The sequence below is a fragment of the Actinopolymorpha sp. NPDC004070 genome (assembly GCF_040610475.1).
GTDB lineage: Bacteria > Actinomycetota > Actinomycetes > Propionibacteriales > Actinopolymorphaceae > Actinopolymorpha.
The window spans coordinates 85,845-109,093 of record NZ_JBEXMJ010000010.1; the positions used below are offsets into that span (position 1 = coordinate 85,845).

At 72.8% G+C, this 23,249-nt stretch carries 17 protein-coding genes and 1 pseudogene; 3 read left to right on the forward strand and 15 right to left on the reverse strand.

Translation table 11 applies throughout. The features are described from left to right. Positions 1-6: 6 nt before the first annotated feature. From ABZV93_RS18990 to ABZV93_RS19015, 6 genes are all read right to left on the reverse strand, one after another. Complete coding sequence (locus ABZV93_RS18990) at positions 7-1,686, reverse strand: extracellular solute-binding protein (RefSeq protein WP_354937586.1); 1,680 nt, start codon at positions 1,684-1,686, stop codon at positions 7-9. Further along, a complete protein-coding gene (locus tag ABZV93_RS18995; RefSeq protein ID WP_354937589.1) occupies positions 1,683-3,536 on the reverse strand; it encodes a hypothetical protein in 1,854 nt (617 codons plus the stop codon). Before ABZV93_RS18995 ends, ABZV93_RS18990 begins: the two co-directional genes overlap by 4 nt. Then, positions 3,529-5,169, reverse strand: coding sequence for a TCP-1/cpn60 chaperonin family protein (locus ABZV93_RS19000; RefSeq protein ID WP_354937592.1), 1,641 nt, complete (start codon positions 5,167-5,169; stop codon positions 3,529-3,531). Before ABZV93_RS19000 ends, ABZV93_RS18995 begins: the two co-directional genes overlap by 8 nt. Continuing rightward, positions 5,166-6,290: an ABC transporter ATP-binding protein gene (locus tag ABZV93_RS19005; RefSeq protein WP_354937595.1), complete on the reverse strand. Its 1,125-nt coding sequence runs from the start codon at positions 6,288-6,290 to the stop codon at positions 5,166-5,168. Before ABZV93_RS19005 ends, ABZV93_RS19000 begins: the two co-directional genes overlap by 4 nt. 72 nt (positions 6,291-6,362) lie before the next feature. Further along, entirely contained in the window at positions 6,363-7,130 is a 768-nt protein-coding gene (locus ABZV93_RS19010; RefSeq protein ID WP_354937598.1) for a phytanoyl-CoA dioxygenase family protein, read from the reverse strand. A gap of 7 nt (positions 7,131-7,137) precedes the next feature. Beyond that, positions 7,138-8,262: a LacI family DNA-binding transcriptional regulator gene (locus tag ABZV93_RS19015; protein ID WP_354937601.1), complete on the reverse strand. Its 1,125-nt coding sequence runs from the start codon at positions 8,260-8,262 to the stop codon at positions 7,138-7,140. A gap of 268 nt (positions 8,263-8,530) precedes the next feature. On the opposite strand from ABZV93_RS19015, the gene ABZV93_RS19020 reads away from it, so the two are divergent. Then, a complete protein-coding gene (locus ABZV93_RS19020; protein WP_354937608.1) occupies positions 8,531-9,484 on the forward strand; it encodes an amidohydrolase family protein in 954 nt (317 codons plus the stop codon). 47 nt (positions 9,485-9,531) lie between these two features. Here the strand turns inward: ABZV93_RS19020 and ABZV93_RS19025 are convergent, their stop codons facing one another. From ABZV93_RS19025 to ABZV93_RS19045, 5 genes are all read right to left on the reverse strand, one after another. After that, entirely contained in the window at positions 9,532-13,086 is a 3,555-nt protein-coding gene (locus tag ABZV93_RS19025; RefSeq protein WP_354937611.1) for a UvrD-helicase domain-containing protein, read from the reverse strand. Further along, on the reverse strand, positions 13,083-16,316 hold the full coding sequence (locus ABZV93_RS19030) for an ATP-dependent DNA helicase (protein ID WP_354937614.1): 3,234 nt from the start codon (positions 16,314-16,316) through the stop codon (positions 13,083-13,085). The genes ABZV93_RS19025 and ABZV93_RS19030 overlap by 4 nt, the downstream gene beginning before the upstream one ends. Positions 16,317-16,419: 103 nt before the next feature. After that, positions 16,420-18,024, reverse strand: a complete 1,605-nt coding sequence (locus ABZV93_RS19035) for an ABC transporter permease (RefSeq protein ID WP_354937617.1) — start codon at positions 18,022-18,024, stop codon at positions 16,420-16,422. Continuing rightward, complete coding sequence (locus tag ABZV93_RS19040; RefSeq protein WP_354937620.1) at positions 18,021-18,941, reverse strand: ABC transporter ATP-binding protein; 921 nt, start codon at positions 18,939-18,941, stop codon at positions 18,021-18,023. The genes ABZV93_RS19035 and ABZV93_RS19040 overlap by 4 nt, the downstream gene beginning before the upstream one ends. A 200-nt stretch (positions 18,942-19,141) precedes the next feature. Then, the gene (locus ABZV93_RS19045) at positions 19,142-19,279 is read right to left on the reverse strand and encodes a hypothetical protein (protein WP_354937623.1); all 138 of its coding nucleotides are present in this window, start codon (positions 19,277-19,279) and stop codon (positions 19,142-19,144) included. A gap of 155 nt (positions 19,280-19,434) precedes the next feature. Between ABZV93_RS19045 and ABZV93_RS19050 the strand changes: the two genes are divergently transcribed. Further along, the gene (locus ABZV93_RS19050) at positions 19,435-20,013 is read left to right on the forward strand and encodes a MarR family transcriptional regulator (RefSeq protein WP_354937626.1); all 579 of its coding nucleotides are present in this window, start codon (positions 19,435-19,437) and stop codon (positions 20,011-20,013) included. Here ABZV93_RS19050 and ABZV93_RS19055 read toward each other — a convergent pair. The 3 genes and pseudogenes from ABZV93_RS19055 to ABZV93_RS19065 form a co-directional block, all read right to left on the reverse strand. Continuing rightward, positions 20,010-20,336, reverse strand: coding sequence for an MGMT family protein (locus tag ABZV93_RS19055; RefSeq protein ID WP_354937629.1), 327 nt, complete (start codon positions 20,334-20,336; stop codon positions 20,010-20,012). The genes ABZV93_RS19050 and ABZV93_RS19055 overlap by 4 nt on opposite strands. Positions 20,337-20,376: 40 nt before the next feature. Next, positions 20,377-21,549, reverse strand: coding sequence for an adenylyltransferase/sulfurtransferase MoeZ (gene moeZ, locus ABZV93_RS19060; RefSeq protein WP_354937632.1), 1,173 nt, complete (start codon positions 21,547-21,549; stop codon positions 20,377-20,379). Between the two features lie 211 nt (positions 21,550-21,760). Continuing rightward, a pseudogene (locus ABZV93_RS19065) lies at positions 21,761-21,865 on the reverse strand (DNA-binding response regulator); the annotation flags it as partial. Here ABZV93_RS19065 and ABZV93_RS19070 point away from each other — a divergent pair. After that, positions 21,843-22,052 (forward strand): hypothetical protein, encoded by a 210-nt coding sequence (locus ABZV93_RS19070; RefSeq protein WP_354937635.1) that lies wholly within the window; start codon positions 21,843-21,845, stop codon positions 22,050-22,052. The pseudogene ABZV93_RS19065 and the gene ABZV93_RS19070 sit on opposite strands and share 23 nt — an antisense overlap. 50 nt (positions 22,053-22,102) lie before the next feature. Here ABZV93_RS19070 and ABZV93_RS19075 read toward each other — a convergent pair whose 3' ends face one another. Continuing rightward, on the reverse strand, positions 22,103-23,044 hold the full coding sequence (locus tag ABZV93_RS19075) for an aldo/keto reductase (protein WP_354937638.1): 942 nt from the start codon (positions 23,042-23,044) through the stop codon (positions 22,103-22,105). Positions 23,045-23,249 lie beyond the last annotated feature (205 nt).

Below are 23,249 nucleotides of genomic sequence, written 5' to 3' on the forward strand. Positions count from 1 at the left end.
TGCCGCTCATCCCTTCAGGGCCGGCAGGACGGAGTTCTGGTACCACGGCGAGAAGACGTCGCGGTGGTAGTCCGGTGCGTTCTCCCGCCAGTAGGTGTCGTGCGCACCGAAGTAGTCGCGCGCAGCCTTGACGAAGTCCGGGTCGGAGGTGCTGGAGGAGAAACTGCGCGCCTGGGCGTTCATCGTCGCCTCCATCTTCGCCAGGTCACCGCGCAGGTCGAGGGTGCCGCGTTCGTTCGCCCACCGCGAGGTCATGTCGTCGCGCGCGGTTCCGGTCGGCCCGGGGCTGAGCTCGGCCGGGAAGTAGAACGCCTCGTTCGGCACCAGCGGGATCTTCGAGGCCCGGCGTACCTGATCCATGAACGGCTTGCCCCACGCGTCGTCGGGAGTGACCGGCATCTGCTCCACCAGCCCGGCGAACAGCGGCATGAAGTCGGCGCTGTCGAAGACCCGCTTGGCATCCTTGGTGGCCGCGTAGGTCGCCTTCTTCTGCTCCACCCAGCCGGGACCCTTCATCCACGCGTGCAGGCTGATCGCCTTGTCCAGCGCGAGGTCGTCCATGTCGGGTGAGAAGCCGACGAGGTCCACCTGCCCCTGGGTGGTGCCGGTGCGCCCGTTCAGGCCGATCGGCTGGGTCATCCACCCCACGACGTCCTCGATCGGCTTCTTCAGCCGGGCGGCCAGGTCGGCCGGTGCGGTGTCGCTGCCCGGTGTGTTGGCGAAGAAGATCACCGTGTTGTTGTGCATCGCGGCGTCGCCGCGGACGAACGCCGCCAGCGTGTCGCCGTCGCCCATGCTCACGTCCGCGAGCACGCTCTTGTCCTTGAAGACCATGTCCCGCATGCCCTGGATCAGCGGCACCCAGCGGTCGACGCCGGACATGTAGTCCCAGCGCCAGTTCCAGTTCGTCGACGGTGCGGGCAGCTTGGCGTGGTAGTCCATGCCGTCCGCGCTGAGCCGCATGTTCAGGCCCCAGCCCTGCAGGACGATTCCCTTGCGCTTGCCCTTGGTCAGTCCCTTGGCCAGCGTGCGTACGTCGTCCCAGGTCCAGTCCGGCGTCGGTTCCTTCAGCCCCAGCTCACGCACCAGGTCGACGCGGTAGTGCAGGCCGGTCCCGACGTTGTAGATCCACGGCGCGGCGTAGAACTTCCCGTCGACCTGCCACTTCTCCCAGATGGGCTTGACGTAGCTCGCCAGCTTGCCGGCGATGTCGTGGGTCTTCAGGTGTTCGGTCACGTCGGCGGACAGCCCCTGTGCCATCGCCGAACGCACCGCCTGGCGGTTCCAGCCACCGAGCACGTCGCCGGGGAACATCGACGGGGCGGTGCCACCGGTGATCGCGGTGGACAGCGTCTGCTGGTTCCACACGTCCAGCTTGACGTCCTGGATGGTGACGCCGGGGTTCTTGTCCATCCACGCGCCGAGCACGTCGGCGTAGGACTTCGTTCCCGCGTTGGCCTTCTGGTCCTTCTTCGTCGGCATCGGGCCGTAAGGCCAGCCGCCCGACGTCTTCAGGACGACATGGCCGTCGGTGCTGGCACCCCGGCGCGCGCACGAGCTCAGCAGGCCGCCACCCGCGGCGAGGAAGGTTCCCGACGCCATCAGCGACAGCATCTGCCGTCGGGTCGGCGCGGCGGCGTACCCCTTCGGCGCAGGTGTTCTCGGACTTGCGGGATCGGTGTTCATCGTCCCCTCCTCGTCGGAATCGCGGTCCACACGCCGCCGCCGGCGAGCAGGACGAGGAGCTCGTCGCCGCGGCCGGCAAGGTCGTACGCCGACGCGGGATCCGGGCCGTCCTCGACGCGGCGCCAGTCGGTGTCGCTGCCGGTGTCGGTGCTGGTGTCGGTGCTGTGCTCGAGGTCGTACGTCCACAGCCCGTCGCCGGTGAGCGCGGCCAGGCCGTCCGGAGTACCGGTCATCGCCCGTACTCCCGTGTCGAAGGTGGTGAGCTGCTTCCACCCGCCATCGTCACCGCGGACGATCACCAGCCGCCCGATGCCGAGGACGGCCGGGCCCCCGGCCCCCGCCCGGGCGAAGTGCACCTGCGGCCACGCCGTCTCCGCGGTGAGCTGCTGCCGCCACGTCCGGCCTCCGTCGGCGGAGTCGAAGACGGTGACGAGGTTGCGCCGGTGGTCGAAGGTCGCCGCCACGAGGTCGTCGCCGCCGACCCAACCCAGTGCGGTGAGCGGGAAGGTGCCGAACGGCGCCGGCCGCTGCTGCCACGTACGCCCGGCGTCGGCACTGTGCAGCAGCATGTCGCCGTGCCGGGCCGGCGCGGCCCATCCGCGCCCGTCCGCGGCGAACGCCAACCGGCCGACCTCCCCGGCACTCCCCTCCACCACCAGGGTCCAGTCGACGTCGGCCGGCGTCCGCCGCAGGAGCCCGTCCGGCCCGGATGCCAGCAACGCGCCGTCGGACGCGACGCCCAACCCCAGCAGGGGAAACGGCACATCGGCCACCGGCTCCCAGGCGCCCGGCGCGGCCGGCGCGGTCAGCGCGGCCGGCCGGACGATTCCCGACCGCGGACCGGCGAGCAGCGGGCGACCGTCCCACCAGACCAGCCGATCCAGGTCGGCGGTGGAGGGGACGCCGACCTCGGACCAGGTGTGCCCGTCGTCGTGGCTGACCAGCAGGCCGGTGTCTATGCCGGCGTACGTCGCCGTGCCGTCGGCCAGCAGGCAGTGCACCGTTGTTCCGGCCGCCGTTGTCGCGGCCACCGTCGTTGCAGCCGCCGTCTCGCTCCAGCCGGTGCCGTCGGTGGAGCGCCACACTCCCCTGCCGGACGTACCGGCGAGCAGCGTTCCGGACGCGGTCGCGACCAGCGCGGTGACAGGTGCGGGGAGCGAGCCCAGCGGTGACCAGGTTCGTCCGTCGTCGGCGGAGCCCCACAGCCGACCGGACTCCAGTCCGGCGACGACCGAGCCGTCCGCCCTCGACGCGAACGCCGCCACCGGTGCGTCGGGACCCGGTGCGTCGGGACCCGACGCGTCCGGGCGGGTGCGTCCGGTCCGCCGCCAGGCCCGGCCGGAGTTGTCGCCGGCGAACACGCCCTCCGGCGTACCGGCGAGCAACCGGCCGCCGGGCGTACGGACCAGCGCGGTGACCTCGGTGTCGGCCAGGCCGAACACCGGCTGCCACGTCCGCCCGCCGTCCACGCTGCGGAGTACGCCGTCCCCGAGCGTGGCCGCGAGGGCGACGTTGCTGTCGGCATTGCCTTCCTCGTGGTCGGACGCCGCCGAGTCCACGTCCGCCGCCGGCACGTCGAGGAACGCCACCACGGGCGCACCACTCCCCTGCACCTGCGCGAGATCCCACGCGTCGCCGGTACGGCGGGCGATCCCCTCCGCGCCGCCGGCGAGCAGCCGGCCCGCCACGGCACCGAGCGCGGCCACACAGGTCAGCGGGCCGTCCACGCCGGCCGCGCCGTCCACGCCGGTCGCGCCGATCGACACCACCCCGCCGACTCCGCCCAGCCACAACTCCTCCGGGCGAGGACCCCTCGCGGCCGACAGGATCGGGCTCGCCGGTTCACCCACGGCCGCTCACCACCGACGCCGACACCAGGACGCCCGCCGTGGCGCCGGCCGCCTCCACCGCTGCGACGGCCACGCCCGCGACGTCGAACACACCGGCCGCTCGCATCGGCAGGCAGCGATCGGTGAGTACGTCGATGCCGTGGCCGGGCCCGAGTGCGCGGACCGCGGCCAGGGCGACCCGGGGGTCGCGGGCGCCGGCGTTGGCGACCAGGCGGAGGAACGGCGCCTCCAGGGCCGCCGCCACCGCGTCCATGCCGGCGCCCCGGTCGGGGTCGGTGCAGTGCGCCCACGCCGTGCGGACGGCGTCCACGCAGTCCAGGTAGGCCACCCCGCCGCCGGTCACGACGCCCTCCCGCAGCGCGGTCCGGGCCAGCCGCACCGCCCGCCGGGCCGTGCGCAAACGGTCGTCGCGTTCGGCCTCGGTCGCAGCACCCACCCGGACGGCGCCGACCCGGCCGAGCAGGCGCGCCTGGCGCAGCCACATCCGGTCGGCGGTACGCGTGGACGCCTCCGAGCCGTCGTCGAGTTCCCAGGCCCGGGTACGCAGCCGGGCGGCCAGGTCGGTGAGCGCGCCCCGGTCGCCCTCGCCGCCCGCTACGGACATGTGCCCGGCCCGCACGACGGCGCGCCGCGCCCGGCCGGCGTACGCCGGGACGAACCGCTCCGGCGGCGGGCCGAACTCCGGCGACAGCACGGTGGCACCGGTGAGCAGGGCCAGGTCGGCGAGGTCCTCACCCTGCCGGACCCCGGCCGTGGTGAGGACGACCGGCGCACTCACCACCAGCCCGCGGCGGTCGTTCAGCAGACACGTGGTGGCCGCGCCGCCGGTCACGTCCCGGGCCACCAGCAGCAACGGCGGCCGGCCGGGCAGCGCCCGCACGGCCTCCAGGATCGGGACGACCTGCGCCGGTTCGTCGAGTACGACGTCCGCGACCACCACCGCCGGGTCGACCAGGGTCAGCTCGGTGTGCGAGCCACCGAACGCGCCACCGCCGGACAGCAACTCCGGCCCGGCCGGACGGGCGGGCCACCGGCTGCCGTCCACGTAGTCGTGAGCGACGCCGGTACGTACGGACTCCTCCACCACGACCGCCCCGTCGGGCCCCAGCACGTCCAGCAGTTCCCCGACCGCGCCGGCCAGCGCCCGGTCGCCGCTGGCGGCCGTGACCAGGCCGGCCAGGTCGTCCGGCCCCTCGACCGGGCTCGCCTGGCCCTTCAGCGCGTCGGCGGCGCATCCGACCGCGGCCGTGATCCCCTCGCGGACCAGCACCGGATTGGCGCCGGCGGCCACCATCCGGTGCGCGTGCCGGACGATCGCCGCGGTCAGCACCGCGGTGGTGGCGCCGCCGTCGCCGTGCCGGCCGACCACCGTGCGTACCGCCTCACGCAGCAGCGCCGCGCCCGCGTTCGCGCCGCGCCCGGGCAGGGTGGTGACCCGGCGGGCGATGGTCGCCGCGTCGTCGAGACCCTCGGCGGTCCCGCCGCCCGCGTCGTTCAGCACCACGCCCCGGGACGGACCGAGGGTGAGCGCGAGCAGCCGGGCGAGGGTGTCGAAGCCGGCCATGAGGGCGGCCTCGGACCGGTCGGCGGGCGTGGCGGACCGGTCGCCAGCCGTGGCGGACGCGGCGGTCATGGCACCAGCGCCTGTTCGCTGTCGTGGTCGAACAGCCGCAGGCCCTCCGGAGCGACGTCCAGGCGTACGGAGTCACCCGGGGCGAGCGAACCCTCCTCGCCGGCCCGGAAGATCGCGGCCATCGACCGGCCCGCGGTCCTCAGCCGGACCACCGTCTCCCCGATCAGCGGCTCCACGTCGGTGACCTCACCGGTGATCGCCGCGTCCCCGTCGGCGGCCGGCACCAGCGCGTCCGGGCGGATCCCCACCGTCACCTGCTCCTTGCCGTACCGCGACAGGGTGTCGCTCCACGCCGACGGCAGCGAGAAGGCGGTGCCCGAGCCGTTGGGACCGCCCGGGCCGTCCGAGCCGTGTGCGACGTACGCACCGTTCACCGGCCGCAGCCGGGCGGGCAGCAGGTTCATCGGCGGTGACCCGACGAAGCCCGCGACGAACACGTTGGCGGGCCGGTCGACGAGCTCGTCCGGCGGGCCGATCTGCTGCACCCGGCCGTCGGCCAGCACCGCCACCACGTCGCCCATCGCGAACGCCTCGGTCTGGTCGTGGGTGACGTAGACGCTGGGGCGGCCCTTGTCGCGGTGCAGGGCGAGGATGTCGCGGCGCAGCCGGTACCGCAGCTTCGGGTCCAGGTTCGACAGCGGTTCGTCGAAGAGGTACGCGTCGGCGTCCTTCACCATCGCCCGGCCGAGCGCCACCCGCTGCTGCTCGCCACCGGACAGGTCGGTGATCGGTGAGCTGAGCAGCGGGCCGAGGTCGAGCCGGTCCGCTGCCGCCCGGATGCGGCGTTCGATCTCGTCCTTGGGCACACCGCCGCGTGCCTGCAGCCCGTACGCCATGTTGCCGAAGACGTCCATGCTGGGATACAGGCCGTACTCCTGGAAGACCATCCCGAGGTTGCGGTCCCGCGACGGCAGCGAGGTCACCACCCGGCCGCCGATGACGACGTCGCCCGCGTCGGGATGTTCCAGTCCGCACACGATCCGCAGGGTGGTGGTCTTCCCGCAGCCGGACGGGCCGAGGAGTACGAAGAACTGCCCGTCCTCGACCGTGAACGACATTCCGTCCACCGCCCGGTGGTCACCGAGCTGCTTCACCAGGCCGCGTACCTCCAGGGTGGGCACGGCAACCACTCCTTCCGGGTCAGTTGGCTGGGTCGGTTGGCTGGGTCGGTTGGCTGGGTCAGGTGGGCTGGGTCAGGTGGCCGGTGCGTTCGCGACGACTTCGCGCATGCCCGCCCACTCCCGCCAGATGTCGGTCATGCACTCCCAGCGCACCGACTGGTGGTCGACGTGGCTGAGCCGGAAGAAGATCGCGTACCGGATGTGCGGGGAGGCGTTGCCGGCGATGCCGTGCCCGAGCTGGTAGTGGGCGAGCACCGCGTCACCGGCCCGGGCGGTGACCTGCTCCGGCTCGGCCACCTCCACCTCCGGCATGCCGTTCAGCAGGGAGTCCGGGCCGTGCTCGCGGAAGTAGCTTTCGTACTGGCGGTGGCTGCCCGGCCAGACGGTGAAGTTGCCGGCATACGACGTGGGCACGTCGCTGAGGAACACCCCGACCAGCGCGGTGAAGTTGGCGATCGTCCCCTTGGGCACACCGTTGTGCGGGCTGTACATGCCGTCGATGTGGGCGTGCGGGTCGTGCGGTGTGCCGGCGGCGGGGAAGCGCAACGCGATCTGGCCCGCGTTCACCGGTGCGATCGCGCCCTCACCGATCGCGGACTCGGCGACCTCCCACAGCGGTGACCGGTGCAACAGGTCGGTGATGGCCGGTGAGGTCTGGAGTTCCGGGGTGTACGACCGGGACCGGAAGGTCACCAGTTCGTCGGGATGGATGCCCTCGGAGCCGAGCGAGCCGTTGATCGCCCGCAAGGCCGCGTTGACAAGCTCGCTGGGAACGATCCCAGGCAGGCGAACCAGCCCGTCGTCGTACAACGCCTGCTTGTGGGCCGTGGTCAGCCGCATCAGTCGATCACCCTTGTGTGATGGAGGTTGTGGAGGTTGTCGCGGTGGTTCCGGTGGTTCCGGTGGTTGCCGTCACCGGCTCGTACGGCGGCGCCGGCGGGTTGCGCGGCGCGGTTGACCCACGGACCACCAGGTGGACGCCGACCCGGGTCTCCCGCCAGCCCATGTGCGGAAAGCGCAGCCGCTCGGTGAGGTTCCACACCGCCTGCATGCCGAGCAGTTCCTTGTCGACGGCGATGGTGGTGAGCCCGGGGACGCTGTGCGCGGCCATCGCGATGTCGTCGTAACCGATCACCGAAACGTCGGTGGGCACGGCGATCCCGCGTTCGCGGAGCAGGTCGATGGCACCAAGGGCGGTGTTGTCGTTGCCGCAGAAGACCGAGGTCGGCGGCACCGGCAGATCCAGCAGGGCGGCCATCTCCTCCCTCCCGCTCTCCGCGCTCAACCGGCCGCCGCGAACGTAGGCCGGGTCGGCCGGGACGCCGTACTCCGCCAGCGCCTGGTGGTATCCGGCCAGCCGCGCGGTGATCGAGTACGCCGTCGACGGTCCGGTGATGATGGCCGGCGGTGGGTTGCGGTGCCCCAGGTCGAGCAGGTGGGTGGTGGCCAGGTAGCCGCCACGGTGGTCGTCGGCACGTACGCAGTCCACGGGCAGGTCCTCGACCAGGTGGTCGATCAGCACGCAGGGCGTCCCGGTCTCCAGCAACCTCTCCACGTACCGCTGTTCGTGGTAGCCGGCCAGCAGCAGCCCCTGCGCCTGCCGGCGGCGCAGCACCAACGGCAGCGCGCGGCTGTCACGATCACCGTCGTGCAGGGTCTCCATCACCAGCGACACCCCGAGGGCGGCGATCGCCGACTGCGCACCGTAGAGAACCGGACCGTAGAAGGGGTTGGCCGGGCCGACGTAGTGCTCGCCACGAGCCAGCAGGCCGAACGCCGAAACGCCAGCGGCCAGTGACTCCGCCGGCCGCCGGCGTGGTTGGTAGCCGATTTCCTCCGCGGCGGCCAGAACCGCCTTTCGGGCCTGTTCGGAAACGGCCGCATTACTGGTGAACACACCGGAGGCGGTCCCGATAGAAACACCTGCGCGCGCGGCGACCTCCCGCAGTGTCGACCGCCGCCGTGCACCCATTCAGACCCCTCGGGTTTCACTGAACATTCAGTAACCCCTGCCTGCGTGGAGGTTACGTGCACATGTCGGTGACGGGGAACGCCGCTGTCCCATCGTGGACAGGACCCGGGCAAGCGCTTTCGCGTTCATTTCGACAAGTGAAGAGAACACTGAAAGTTCAGCCGTATTCGGCCGTCTGAAACCAGCTACGAACTTCCCGGAAAAGGCCTCACGCGGTCGACAATGTGGCCATGCCGAAAAGCGTTCGCCATTCGGCGGTGTGGCCGCGATGAGCCCCTACACCGGCCCCGTCGTCGACGCACACCACCACGTGTGGGACCTGGCTCTGGGCGGCCAGCCGTGGCTGGTGGACGACCCGATGATCGCGTTCCGGTACGGCAACTACGGGCGGATCCGCCGCGACTACCTGCCCCCGGACTTCCGCACCGACACCGCCTCGGTGGCCGACCTCGGGCTCGACGTGGTGGGCAGCGTCTTCGTGGAGACGGAGTGGCGCGTCGACGACACACTGTCCGAGATCGCCTGGGTGAGCGGACTGGCCGAGAAGACGGGCGTGCCCAGCGTGGTCGTCGGGCACGCGGTACTGAACTCATCCGGCATCGCCGAGCACCTGGCGGCAGTCGCCGCCGCACCACTCACCCGCGGGATCCGGCACAAGCCCGGCGGCGCGGCCACACCGGACCGGGCATCGGCCGAACCCACGATGATGACCGACCCGCGCTGGCGGGCGGGCTTCGCGCGGCTGGCACCGCTCGGACTGCACTACGAACTCCAGGTGCCGTGGTGGCACCTGCACGAGGCGGCCGACCTCGCGGCGGAGTTCGACCAGACCCCGATGGTGATCAACCACACCGGGCTGCCCGCCGACCGTTCGCCGGCTGGGTTGGCCGGCTGGCGCGACGCGATGCGGCTGGTGGCGGAAAAGCCCAACGTGTACTGCAAGATCTCCGGCCTGGACATGCCGCGCACCACCTGGACGCCGGAGCTGCAACGAGAGGTCGTGCTCACCACCCTGGAGCTGTTCGGCTCGCAGCGGTGCATGTTCGCCAGCAACTTCCCGGTGGACGCGCTGTGGGCGACGTACGCACAGATCTTCGGTGGCTTCCAGGACCTCACCGCCGACCTGTCCGCGAGCGAACAACGCGCGGTCTTCTTCGGCACCGCGTGTGACTTCTACCGCATCGGCCCGGACCGCCTGTGGCCGGCGCCGAACGCCGGCTGACCGCGCACTGCCTTCTCAGTCGCCGACCGCCTCAGTCGCCGACCGCCTCAGTCGCCGGCCTCCTCGGGGACGCCGGCGATGAGTGCCTCCAGGCCGTCGGCGTCGAGCAGGTCGACGGGCCGGACGGTCCGGTTGTGGCGTACGTAGTGGAACGCGGCCCGCACCTGCCCCAGCGGCAGCCCGGTCAGCCGGGCCCAGGCCAGCCGGTACGCCGCCAACTGCACCGTGCGGGCGGCCTCGTCCTCGGCGTCTCGAGGAGGACGCCCGGTCTTCCAGTCCACCACCTCGATCGCGGTCACCGGTTGGCCGCCGACGATCGCAGTCACCGGCGAGTCGCCGCCGTTCGCCGAGCGGGAGCGGCCGTTCGCCGCGTCGGCACCCCGGACCGGGAACACCGCGTCGGCGCGGCCACGGACGACCACGCCGCCGACCAGGAGCTCGAACGGCACCTCGACCTCGAGCGGGTCACGGTCGGCCCACTCCGAGGCGAGGAACGCCTCCTGCAGGGCGATCAGGTCGTCGTCCGGCTCGGCCTCGGCATCGGCCGAACCGGGCAACTCGTCGATGTCGAGCAACTGCGGCAGGCCGTACCGCGACTCCAGCCAGGCGTGAAACGCGGTGCCCCGCCGGGCCAGCGGGTTGGGGGCGTGCGGAACCGGCCGGCGGATCGACCGCGCCAGCGCCTCCGGCTCCCGCCGCAACTGCACCAGCTGGCTGACCGAGAGCCGGTCGGGCAGGGTGACGACGATCTCGTCGCGGTTCACCCGGCGGGCGCGTTCGGTGAGCAGGAGGTCGACGTCACGCTGCCACTCCAGGGCGGCCTGCGCCACCTCGGCGGGAAGCTCCCGCTCGGCCGCGAGCTCGGCCTTGGACCGGCGTACGAGCTCGGCACCCATCTCCAGCTCCGAGCGGCGCTGCGGGGTGAGCGGGTCGTAGGGCCAGGCGTGCCGGCGCGGCTGCGCGGTCAGCGGGTTGCCTGCCTCCAGGTCGACCTCGCCGTGCCAGATGCCGACCTTCCCGGCACCGGCTCGGCAGGCGTCGGCGATCTCCAGGAGATACTCCCCCGGCTCCCGTGGCCGCTGGGTCTCGTCCCAGCGGTAGCCGGAGCAGACCAGCAGCTGCCGCGCCCGGGTGACCGCGACATAGGCGAGCCGGCGCTCCTCGATCCGGGCGCGCTCGCCGCAGTCCTCCACGAACTGGTCGAACGCCTCCTTGACCTCCTTCTGGTCCAGCGCGTGCTCGACGTCGAGCACCGGCAGCGCGTCCCGGTCTCCGCGCAGCGGGAACGGCAGCGCGCCCAGGTCGGTCAGCCAGGCCTTGTCCTTCGCACCGGCCGTCGGGAACACGCCCTCCACCAGGCCCGGCACGAACACGACGTCCCACTCCAGGCCCTTCGCGCCGTGCACGGTGAGGACCTGGACCCGCTCCTCGGCGACCTCCACCTGCCCGGGCTCCAGGCCGCGTTCCTCGGTGTCGGCCGCGTCGAGGAAGGCGAGGAACGCCGCCACCGAGACGCCCTCCCCGCTCTCGGCGAACCCGACGGCGACGTCGAGGAAGGCGTCCAGGTCGGCCCGGCTCACCGCGACGTCACCGGTCCGGGCGGCGATCTCCACGTCCAGGCCGAGAGTGCGCACGACGTCGGCCACCAGGTCGACCAGCGGCTGCGCGGCCCGCCGGCGCAGCGACCGGAGCTCGTGGGCGAACAGCGTGAGCCGCCGGCGGCCCTCCGGGGAGAACCAGCCGTCGGCGGGTGCGGTGTCCACCGCGTCGAGGGCGTCGATGATGCTGGCGTTGTCCACGTCGTCGGGATCGGCCTGTTCGGCGGACTCCGCGGGTTCGGTCGACCCGGCTGAGCCGACCGAGCCGGCCGGCTCCGACGTGGCGGCCTTCTCGCCCACTTCCGTGAGAGCGTGGCCACCGCCCGGCTCCGCTCCGGACGCCTCGGCCGACCCAGCTGAACCCGGCCCGTCACCCGCCCCGGCCGAGCCGCCCACGCCACCGGCAAACCCGGGACCGGCAGCCAGCCGTCGAGCCCACCGGCCCAGCGCGTCCAGGTCCCGCGGACCGATCCGCCACCTGGTCCCGGTGAGCAGCCGCATCAGTGCGTCTCCGCGCCCGGGGTCGGCGAGCACCCGAAGGGTCGCCACCACGTCGGTGACCGCGGGCGCCGACAGCAGACCGCCGACCCCGACCACCTCCACCGGCAACCCGGCGGCTCGCAACTCGTGGGCCAGCCGGTCGATCTGGCTGCGGCGCCGGACCAGCACCGCGACCGTACGCCCCGGCTTCCCCTTGGCGCGGTTGTCCGCGTCGGCGTCCCACACCGCCCGCGCGCGGGCCGCCACGTCGGCCGCCTCGTCGTCGACCGTGTGGTGCAGCGACACCACCACCCTGCCCTTGGGGTTGGCCGGATGCGCGGCCAGCTCACGTACGTCAAGACCGCCTTGACGCAGTGGCGTCGCGAGGACGTTGGCCACCTCGAGCACCGAGGCGCCGTTGCGGAAGCTGGTAGTGAGCGACCGGGTCGGCGCCGGGTTGCCGTCGGAGGTGCGGAAGTGACTGCCGAACGACGTCAGCGTCGCCGCGCTGGCGCCCCGCCAGCCGTAGATGGACTGGCACGGGTCGCCGACGGCGGTGACCGGGTGACCGGTGCGGCCACCGAAGAGTCCGCGCAGCATCGCCAGCTGGGCGTGGCTGGTGTCCTGGTACTCGTCCAGCAGCACGACCGGGTAGCGCTCGCGTTCCCGCTCGCCGACCTCCTCGAACTCCTCAGCCAGCCGGGCGGCCAGCGCGGCCTGGTCGGCGAAGTCCACCGCCTCCCGGCGGCGCTTCTCCGCCTCGAACGCCTGCACCAGCGGCAGCAACGCGACCCTGGCCTGCTGGCGGGCGAGCGCCTCCGCGACGTTGCTGTACAGCGCCTTGCGGGTGCGGGCGACCGCGGGCTTGCTGGTCACCGCGGCCACCAGGTCGGCGGTGAAGGCGGCGACCTGCTCGGCGGTCACCAGGTGGCCGCTCATCTCACCGTGCAGGGCGAGCACCGCGTCGACCACGGTGGAGAACGCCGCCTCCACCGCGTCCATCGGCCCGTCGTAGGTCTCCACCACCCGGGTGGCGTACTGCCAGGCTGTGGCCGGGGTGACGAGTCGCGACGCGGGCTCGCGGCCGAGCCGCAGCGCGTGTTCGGACACGATGCGCTGGGCGTAGGCGTCGTAGGTGGCGACGTTGACCTCGCCGGGCGGCGCGTCCCCGTCGGCCTCCATGCTGACGTGGCCGCGGGCGCGGAGCTGGCCGAGCCGATGCCGGATGCGGGCCGACAGCTCCCGCGCCGCCTTGCGCGTGAACGTCAGACCGAGCACCTGCTCCGGCAGCACCAGACCGTTGGCGACCAGCCAGACGACCCTGGCGGCCATCGTCTCCGTCTTGCCCGAACCGGCGCCGGCGACGATCACGCCCGGCTCCAGCGGTGCCTGGATCACCGCGGCCTGTTCGGCGGTCGGCGGGTGCTGCCGCAACAGCCGGGCCAGGTCGACCGCGGTGTAGCGGACGCCGTCGGCGCGGACCAGCGGAAGCGCCAGCTGGGTGGCGGAGAGTTGCTCGGTCACGGTGTCACCTGTCCACCCTCGACGTGCAACGGGCACGACCGCCGGGACGGGCACACCCCGCACCAGCGGTTCTCGGTCGCGTGGAAGTCGGCCGCGGCCATGCCCTCGGCCGTCTCCTCGACCAGCTGCTGCGCCCACTTCGGGTTCTCCGCGCCGGACAGCGGCGCCTGCGACTGCTCGGTGACCTTCGAGCCGCTGCCGAGCTGGACCAGCACCGCGCCGCCGGACCGCGGACCGTCCTCCGGCCCACCCTCGAACCCGCCTTCCTCGACCGCCAGCTGGTAGGCGCCGAGCTGTGGGTGCGTGGGCAGGTCGGCCGCCACCGGCTTGCTCTTGCCCGTCTTCAGGTCGACCACCACCAGCCGCCCGTCGGCGTCGCGTTCGAGCCGGTCGACCCGGCCGGACAGCACCGCCCGGCCGACCTCGACGGCGAACGTCTCCTCGGCCGCGGCCAGCTCCCGGGGGTTGCTCCGCAGCCAGCTGGACAACCGCTCGACCAGGGTCCGGGCCTGTTCGTGCTGGCGGCGGGAGTGCCAGCCGGTGCCGCTGTCCAGCCGCGCCCAGCGGGTCTCGAACGCGGAGAGGATCTCGTCGGGCACGACCGCACCGATCGCGACGTCGTACGCCAGGTCGTGCACGAGGGTGCCGACACCCTGGCTGAGCAGGTCGCCGGCGGTGCCGCCGCAGCTTTCCAGCAGCCAGCGCAGCGCACAGCGGGCGAACGCCTCCACCTTGCTGGGCGAGACCCGGACCTGCTCGTCCGGTCCGCGCAGCGGCGCGTCGTCGGTGAGGGGTGCCACGGCGTACCACTCGGCCGGGTCGGCGCCGCGGATCCCTGCGGCGGCCAGCCGGGCGAGCTGGTGCGCGGCGGCCAGCCGGCGCGGCTCGTCGGGAGCGTCAGGGCCGGCCTCGGGCGCACACACCACCGACCGCAGCTCGGCCACCACGGCCGCCAGCTCCAGGCCGCGGGGCACGCGGGTGAGCGGGCGTTCCTCGCCGGGACCGTTCCAGGGCACCAGCTCGTCGACGAACCGGGACGGGTGCGTCTCCTCACTGGACACGGCGGTGACGATCAGCCGCCGCCGCGCCCGGGTGACGGCGACGTAGAACAGCCGGCGCTCCTCGGCCAGCAGATGGCTCACCGTGACCACCGGCGACGGGTCGCGCCCGGCGACCAGGTCGACCAGTGACTCCGACCCCAGCAGGGAGCCACGCAACCGCAGGTCGGGCCACACCCCTTCCTGTACGCCCACCACCGCGACGACGTCCCACTCCAGGCCCTTGGAGGCGTGCGCGGTGAGCACGGTGACCGTGTCGCCCTCCGGCGCCCGGGGCGCGAGGGTGTCGGCGGGAATCTCCTGGCCGAGCAGGTGGTCAAGGAACACCGCCGGGCCGGCCGCCGGCATCCGGTCCACGAACCGCGCGACCATGTCGAACAGCGCGGTCACCGCGTCCAGGTCGCGGTCGGCCGCGGACGCGCCCGGCCCACCGGACGCGGCCCGGCGTGCCCAACGGTCGGACACCCGGCCGGCCGACCACACTGCCCACAGCACGGTCTCGGCGGTCGCGTTCGGCTCGGCCGCGGCCTCGGCGGCGGTGGTGAGCAGGTGCCCGATCCGTCGCGCGGGTGCGGTGGCGGCCGGATCGAGCGGGATCAGCACCCGGGGGTCGGCCAGCGCCTCGACCAGCAGGACCGAGGAGGACCGGCCGCCGCCCGCGGCCAGCTCGCTGCGGCGCAGTTCCTGTCGCAGCCGGCGAAGGGCGAGCGCGTCGGCGCCGCCGTACGGGCTGACCAGCAGGTCGAGGGTCTCCTCGGTGGTCAGCTCGGTGCGGCCGGTGGCGATCGCGAGGACGGTCAGCAGCGGGCGGACGGCGGGCTGGTCGACCAGCGGGGTCTCCTCCAGCCGAACCGTGGCGGGTACGCCGGCGGCGGCGAGGGTGCGGCGCAGCAACGGGATGTAGGACGCCGCGCGCACCAGCACCGCCATCCGGGCCCACTCCACGCCGTCGACGAGGTGCGCCTCACGCAGCCGCTGGGCGACGAACGACGCCTCCTGGTTGCGGGTGTGCAGCAGGTGCGCCTGCACCTCTCCCGGGGGCGCGTCGGGCTCGGCGACCAGGCGGCGGTGTGCGGGTGGCCCGCCCAGCCGGTCGGTGATCCGCCGGGACGCCTTGAGCAGCGTGGCCCCGGCCCGGCGGCTGCGGGTCAGCGCGACCGTCGGCGCATCGGCCCCGCCGACGGTCGGAAAGCGTTCGGTGAACCGGCGGATCCCCTCGCTCTCGGCGCCGCGGAAGGCGTAGATGGACTGGTCGGGGTCGCCCACCACCACCAGCTCCCGGCCGCCGCCGGCGAGCAGCCGCAGCAACTCCTCCTGGGCCGGGTCGGAGTCCTGGTACTCGTCCACGAACACCACGGCCCGGTTGGCCCGCTCCCGGGCGAGTAGCTCGGGGTCGGCGCGCAGCAGGTCGACCGCGGCCCGGACCAGCTCGGCGGGGTCGTACGCCGGAGCCTCCGGGCGCAGTGCGGTGATCGCGGCGTACTGGCGGGCGAACCTCGCCGCCGCCCGCCAGTCGTCGCGGCGCTGCTGCCGGCCGAGGGCGCCCAGGCCCGGCGGTTCGATCCCCCGCTCGGCCGCACGCAGCAGCAGGTCGCGCAGCTCCTGGGCGAAGCCGCGGGTGCGGAGCGCCGGCCGCAGCCGGGTGGGCCAGTCCTTCGCGCCGAACTCCTCGACATCACCGCGCAGCAGGTCGCGGATCATCAGGTCCTGCTCCGGGCCGGCCAGCAACCTCGGCAACGGCAGGTCGTTCAGCACCGCGTCGTTGCGCAGCAGACCGAAGGCGTAGGAGTGGAAGGTGCGGGCCAGCGGCTCGCGGATGGTGCGGTCCAGCCGGGCGGCGATCCGGTCGCGCAACTCGGCGGCCGCCCGGCGCCCGAAGGTCAGCAACAGCACGTGCTCGGGCTCGATGCCGTCCCGCTCGATCCGGTCGACCGCGGCCTCCACCAGCGTGGTCGTCTTGCCGGTGCCGGGCCCGGCGAGCACCAGCAGCGGACCCCCGCGGTGCTCCACGACCCGCCGCTGCGCCTCGTCGAGCTCCGGGCCGGTCAGCCGCGCCGGATCGCTCGCCCGGGGCCGCCGGACGAGCCGGTAGGCCGGTGCGTCCGAACCACCGGGCGGAGCCGAGGAACCGGGCGAACCGGAGGAACCGGAGGAAGGGGCGACAACCGACACGCACCGCATTCCATCAGACCCCGCCGACAGCAGGGTTCGGCAGCCGCCCGCGTCGCCCGCGAACGGCTGCCGAACCTGCTTGCCACGTCAGCCGACCACCACGTCAGCCGACCGGCACGTCCCTCCGCCGTACGCCGACCAGACCGGCGACCACCAGGACGGCGGCGACCAGCGTCAGCCACAGCAGCGGCGTGGCGGACGCGTGCCCGCCCGGCAGCCGCGGGATGTGGGTGAACGGCGAGAGGTCGAGCACCTTCTGGCTCAGGCCGAGCAGCACGCCCACCTGTCCCACCAGCAGGAACGCCGCGAACACCGCCCAGCTGACCCCGGCCAGCCGCGGCGCCAGTCCGACCAGCGCCGTCGCGACGCCGGCGAGCACCCACACCGCGGGCAGTTGCACCATCGCGCCGGCGAACACGCGCGGCAGCTCGCCCGCCACGTCGTCGGTGTTGGCGCCGTGCGCCAGGCCGGCGGTGATCCCGGCGGCGGCCAGCGCCACCGTCGGGCCGAGCACTGCGAACCCGAGGTGGCTCACCACCCAGGTCACCCGGCCGACGGCTGTGGCCAGGACGGGTTCGGCCCGTCCGCCGGTCTCCTCCGCGCGCATCCGCAGCGCCGCCTGCACGGCGTACGCGGCGGCGATCAGCCCGATCGTGCCCAGCATGGCCGCGAGGGTGGCGTCGACGATGGCCGACTGGCCGCCCATGCGCTGGAACATCTCCTCAAGCTGCGGGCTGCCGTTCATCATGTCGCGTACGCCGTCGGCCACTCCGCCGTACACGACTCCGAGCAGCGCCAGCGTGATGGTCCAGCCGAGCAACAGCCCGCGGTGGAGCCGCCAGGCCAGGCCGAACGCGCCGGACAGCCGCGGTGAGGCCTCCGCCGGACCCAGCCGCGCCGGCAGGATGCCCGCCCCGAGGTCACGCCGCGCGGACAGGGCGGCCGCCGCCACGGCGAGGAGCACGGTCACCGCGGCACCGAGAGCGAACACCCACCAGCGTTCGTCGCCGTACGCCCGGACCGCGTGCGACCAGCCGATCGGCGACAGCCAGGACAGCCACGCCGCATCGGAGTCCGGCCCGCCGACGTCGCCCGCGACCCGCAGCACGAACGCCGCGCCGAGCGTGCCGAGCGCGATCGCGCGGGCAGCGCCCGCCCCCTCGCTGAGCTGGGCGGACAGCCCGGCCAGCGCGGTGAACACGCAGCCGCCCAGCGCGCACCCGAAGCCGAGCGCGTACGAGCCGGTTGCCGGCAGGCCCACGCCCACCAGGCCGACCGCCATCAGCAGCCCGAAGACGAGATTCGCGCAGACCGTGACGAGCAGCGCGGCGGCCAGTCCGGCCTGCCGGCCGAGAACGGTGGCGCCGAGCAGTTCTCGCCTGCCCGCGTCCTCCTCGGTCCGGGTGTGGCGTACGACGGTGAGGATGCTGATCACCGCGAGCACCACGGGGAAGAATCCGACGCGCTGCGCGACCAGCCCGCCGATGCCGGAGGCGTGCAGTGGGCCGTACAACGCCAGGAACGTGGGGTTGGTCCCGGCTGTCTGGGCGTACTGCTCCTGCTGGGCGAGGGTGGGATACAGGTCGCGGGTCCCCGATGCGAGGGTGGCCGGGAGCAGGCCGAGCAGCACGATCCACAAGGGCATGACGAACCGGTCGCGGCGCAGGATCAGCCGCACCATCCGGCGGGTGCCGACGAGCGCGCTCATCGGGCCACCTCCGCCGGCTCGGTCCCGGCCACGTCGTCCTGGTAGTGCCGCAGGAACAGCTCCTCCAAAGTGGGCGGCTGGCTGGTGAGTCCGCGCAGGCCGGAGCGGGTGAGCTCGGCCATCAGCACGTCGAGCCGGCTGGTGTCGACCTCGCACCGCACCCGCGTACCGTCGACCTCCAGGTCGTGCACGCCCGGCAGGGACGCCAGGCCGTTCGGCGGGGTGGCCAGGTCGGCCTGGATCGACGTACGCGTGAGGTGTCGGAGCTCGGCGAGCGTGCCCGACTCGACCGTGTGGCCCCGGCGGATGATGCTCACCCGGTCGCACAGCGCCTCCACCTCGGCGAGGATGTGGCTGGACAGCAGGACCGTCCGCCCACGTTGGCGTTCCTCGTGGATGCACTGCTGGAAGACCTCCTCCATGAGGGGGTCCAGGCCCGACGTGGGCTCGTCCAGCAGCAGCAGCTCGACTTCGGAGGCGAGCGCGGCGATCAGGCCCACCTTCTGCTTGTTGCCCTTGGAGTACGCCCGGCCCTTCTTGCGCGGGTCGAGCTCGAACCGCTCCAGCAGGTCGGCCCGGCGGTGCGGGTCCAGCCCGCCGCGCAGCCGGCCCAGCAGGTCGATCACCTCACCGCCCGACAGGCTGGGCCACAGCGTCACGTCGCCGGGGACGTACGCCAGCCGCCGGTGCAGGGAGGTGGCGTCCTTCCAGGGGTCGCCGCCGAGCAGGTTCACCTGGCCCGCGTCCGCGCGCAGCAGGCCGAGCAGGATGCGAATGGTGGTGGACTTCCCGGCGCCGTTGGGGCCGAGGAAGCCGTGTACTTCACCGGCCCGGACGCTCAGGTCGAGGTCGTCCAGGGCCACGGTGCGGCCGAAGCTCTTGCGGAGCCCGGACACGGAAATGGCAAGTTCGGTCATCGAAGTGTGTCCTCGTCGTACGTGGAAGTCGTGGGGTCGGGCGATGCGCGGCTGCCGCTCGCGGTGCATGGGCAGGGTCGGCCGGGCCATTCCCGGGTCGGAGCTGGCCGGGCCTGGTCGGGCCTGTTTCGTCTGGCCGAGAGGTGCCGGACCGGCGCCGTCCTGGCCGGTCCCGATCTGCCCTGACGCGGCGGCTCGAGTCAGCGCGGCGGGTCGGAGTCGGCCTTGCGCGCGGCCGCGGTCAGTGCCCGGGAGGGGGCCACCTCGCGGCCGGCCGGCCGTACGGATGGGTGAGCGTTTGTCCGCCACGGCGCCGGAGCGCCCTGCAGCGAGCTCATCGGGTCTCTCCTCTGCCTCGGCGCAGCCGACGGATCGCGGCTGGCAACCTCCGAGGCGTACGTTTCGCACGCTACACGAGATTCACACACTCATGAAGCTTGTTTACAGCGTTATGCTTGGGAAGCTCGCGACGGCGCTGGAGGGTGTGACGAGGATGACAACCGAGACCACGAGGGGTGCGGCCCGGCCCACCGAGCGCGACCAGGGCCCCGACCAGAGCCCCGACGGGGGCCGCGACGAGGAAAAGGTCCGGCTGTTCGTCGAGCACATGGCGATGGTCTTCGAGAACTGGGGCTTCCCCAGGATGGCCGCCCGGGTGCTGCTGACCATGATGGCCGCCGACGAGGAGTCGCTGACCGCCGGTGATCTCGCCGAGCGACTCGGGGTGAGCGCGGCCGCGATCTCAGGTGCGGTGCGCTACCTGCAGCACATCGGGATGCTCAGCCGGGAGCCGGTGCCGGGTTCGCGTACGCATCGCTACCGGCTCCCCGACGACGTGTGGTACGAGACCTCGATCAACAAGCGCGGGGCGCTGGCGAACGTCGCCGCCCTCGCCGACGAGGGTGTTCGGTCACTCGGCGGCCCGGACACACCATCCGGACGACGGATGGAACAGATGCGCGACTTCTACACCTTCATCGACGAGGCGCTCGACGACCTGATGAAGAAGTGGAAGGCCGAGCGCAACGCGAAGGCGGAGGGCAGGGCCAGGGCGAGGCGGAGCCAGGGCTAGCTCTGGCCCCCGGCACCCTCCGCGAGGGCGCCGTCCCAGCGGGCGGCGGCCATGTCCACCCGGCCGGATGGTTCGCGAAACGGCGTGCCCTCCCCACGCAGCCGCCGGATCGCCTCGCCGGCGTGACAGTCGGCGGGCCGCCCGTCCGAACGGACGACCCGCCACCAGGGAACGCTCCCGCCGTAGTGCGACATCACCCAGCCGACCTGGCGGGGACCGCCGTCTCCGAGGTACTCCGCGACGTCACCGTAGGCGAGCACGGCGCCGGGTGGGATGCGCTCCACGACGGAGAGCACCCGCTCGACGTACTCCTCGGACGGCATCGGCTCGGTCGGCTCCAGGTCGTTCAGCCGCGGACGCGGATCAGTAGGACGGCTTGTCGGGCTCGATCTGGCTGACCCAGGCGGAGATGCCGCCCGCGACGTGTACGGCGTCGCCGAAGCCCGCGCCCTTCGCGGCGGCCAGCGCCTCGGCGGAGCGGCCACCGACCTTGCAGTGCAGCACGACCTGCTTGTCCTTCGGCAGCTTCTCGAACGCCTGGCCGTTCAGGAACTCACCCTTCGGGATCAGCACCGCGCCGTCGATGTTGACGATGTCGTACTCGTTGGGCTCGCGGACGTCGACCAGCAGGAAGTCACGCTCTCCGCGCTCCCGGGCGTCCAGCCACTGCTTCAGCGTGCGCACGTCGATGGTGGAGTCGACCACGGCCTCGGCCGCCTCGTCGGAGATCACGCCGCAGAAGGCCTCGTAGTCGATGAGCTCCTTGACCGGCGCGGTCTCCGGGTCGCGGTTGACCTTGAGCTCACGCCAGCTCATCTCCAGCGCGTCGAAGATCAGCAGCCGGCCGATCAGCGGCTCGCCGATGCCGGTGATCAGCTTGATCGCCTCGTTGACCATCACCGAGCCGATGGAGGCGCACAGCACGCCGAGCACGCCGCCCTCGGCGCAGGAGGGAACCATGCCGGGCGGCGGGGGCTCGGGGTAGAGGTCGCGGTAGTGCGGGCCGTGCTCGGCCCAGAACACGCTGACCTGGCCCTCGAACCGGAAGATCGATCCCCAGACGTAGGGCTTGCCGAGGATGACCGCCGCGTCGTTGACGAGGTAGCGGGTGGCGAAGTTGTCGGTGCCGTCCAGGATCAGGTCGTAGTCGGCGAAGATCTCCAGCGCGTTGTCGGAGTCGAGCCGTTCCTCGTGCAGGTTGACCCTGACGTAGGGGTTGATCTCGGCGATCGACTCCTTGGCGGAGACCGCCTTGGGCTTACCGACGTCGCTCTGCCCGTGGATCACCTGGCGCTGGAGGTTGGACTCGTCCACGACGTCGAAGTCGACGATGCCGAGCGTGCCCACACCGGCGGCTGCGAGGTAGAGAAGGGCCGGGCTGCCGAGACCGCCGGCCCCGATGACGAGGACCTTGGCGTTCTTCAGGCGCTTCTGCCCGTCCATGCCGACCTCGGGGATGATGATGTGCCGGGAATACCGGCGTACTTCGTCCACACTGAGGTCGGGGGCTGGCTCGACGAGCGGCGGCACGGACACGTCTGACTCCTCGGATTGTCGGGTGTTCCTCTTCGGGGGCAACCACCGGTTTGCCTCCCATGTTCCCGCGCCCCGCCGACATGCCCCGGACGGGGTGTCGGCGCCGGGCCCGAGCGGGGGCGCACCCGACTGGACGGCCGTCACGGCGTCGCCGGGCGGTGACGCCGTGCAACCGGGGCATTCCCCGCGTTCCCGGACAGGTTCCCGGGACTCAGCCCTGCTCGTCCAGCAGGCCGGCGTCGTGGGCAAGCAGCGCGACCTGGACCCGGTTGTTCAGGTCGAGCTTGGTCAGGATGCTCGACACGTGCGTCTTCACGCGCCGGACCTGCCGACCGCGGCACACGCCCACCCTGCGGGCGCGCAGGCGCGCTCTCGCCGAGAACGACGACACCGACGCCGAGCAGCTTCGCACCGAACTCGGCCGGCTCGGCGTCGTCGTCCGCGACGAGCACAAACGACAGCAGTGGCGGCGTACGCGACCGATCAGTGGCCCGCACACCTGACCGACGGCCCGCGCGCCTGACCGACGGCCCGCGCGCCTGACGCGCGAACCTCAGCGCCCGGGCGGCGGCGCCAGCTGGTCGATCTCGGCCAGCTCCGCCTCGGTCGGCTCCCAGTCGGCCGCGGCGGCGTTGGCCCGCACCTGTTCGGCGGAGGTGGCGCCGGCGATGACCGAGCCGCAGACGGGCCGCCCCGCCAGCCCGCCGACGGCGACCTCCAGCAGGGACCGGTCGTGCTCCTTGGCCCAGGCGGCCAGCGCCTCCACCCGGTCGAGCTTCTCCTCGGTGACGTAGCCCTCCCGGCCGGCCAGCCGGGAGTTTTCCGGAATCGCCCCTCCGCGCCGGACCTTGCCGGTGAGCAGGCCGTTGGCCAGCGGGAAGTAGGGCAGCACGCCCACGCCGTAGTGCTCGGCGGCCGGCACGAGGTCGGTCTCGACCGCGCGCTCCAGCAGGGACCAGTGGTTCTGTGCGGAGACGAACGCGGTCGTGCCGAGTTCGCGGGCGACGTGGTGGGCCTCGGCGAGCTGCCAGCCGGAGAAGTTGGAGTGGCCGAGGTAGCGGACCTTGCCCTCCTTCACCAGCTCGTCGAGCGCGGCCAGGGTCTCCTCGATCGGGGTGTCCGGATCCGGGCGGTGGATCTGGTAGAGGTCGATGTGGTCGGTGCGCAGCCGCCGCAGCGACGCCTCCACCGCACGGCGGATGTAGGCACGCCCTCCCGGCGCACCCGCGACCGGGCCGTACCCCATGTCACCGGCGAACTTCGTGGCCAGCACGACCTCGTCGCGGTGGCCCGCGAGCGCCTGGCCGAGCAGCTCCTCCGAGCCGCCGCGGTTGCCGTACACGTCGGCGGTGTCGAACAACGTGACGCCGGCGTCGAGGGCGGCGTCGACGACCGCGCGGGTGCCTGCGAGGTCGAGCCGGCCGCCGAAGTTGTTGCAGCCGAGGCCGACGACCGAGACCAGCAGGCCGGAATGTCCAAGAGATCGATAGCGCATGCGGCGACCCTACGACCTCGCGCCGACAGACGTTCGCTCCCGAAAATCTTCTGCGAACGATCGGACAGATCTGGCCATCTTGTGCCAGTTTGTGGATCCTTGTGGATCATCGTCGGCGATGTTGCCGATCATCGACCATCGACAGCGATCGTTTCCAGCACGCCCGTGGCCGGCGACCCCGGCCCCGGGCGTTCCGAAGGAGTCC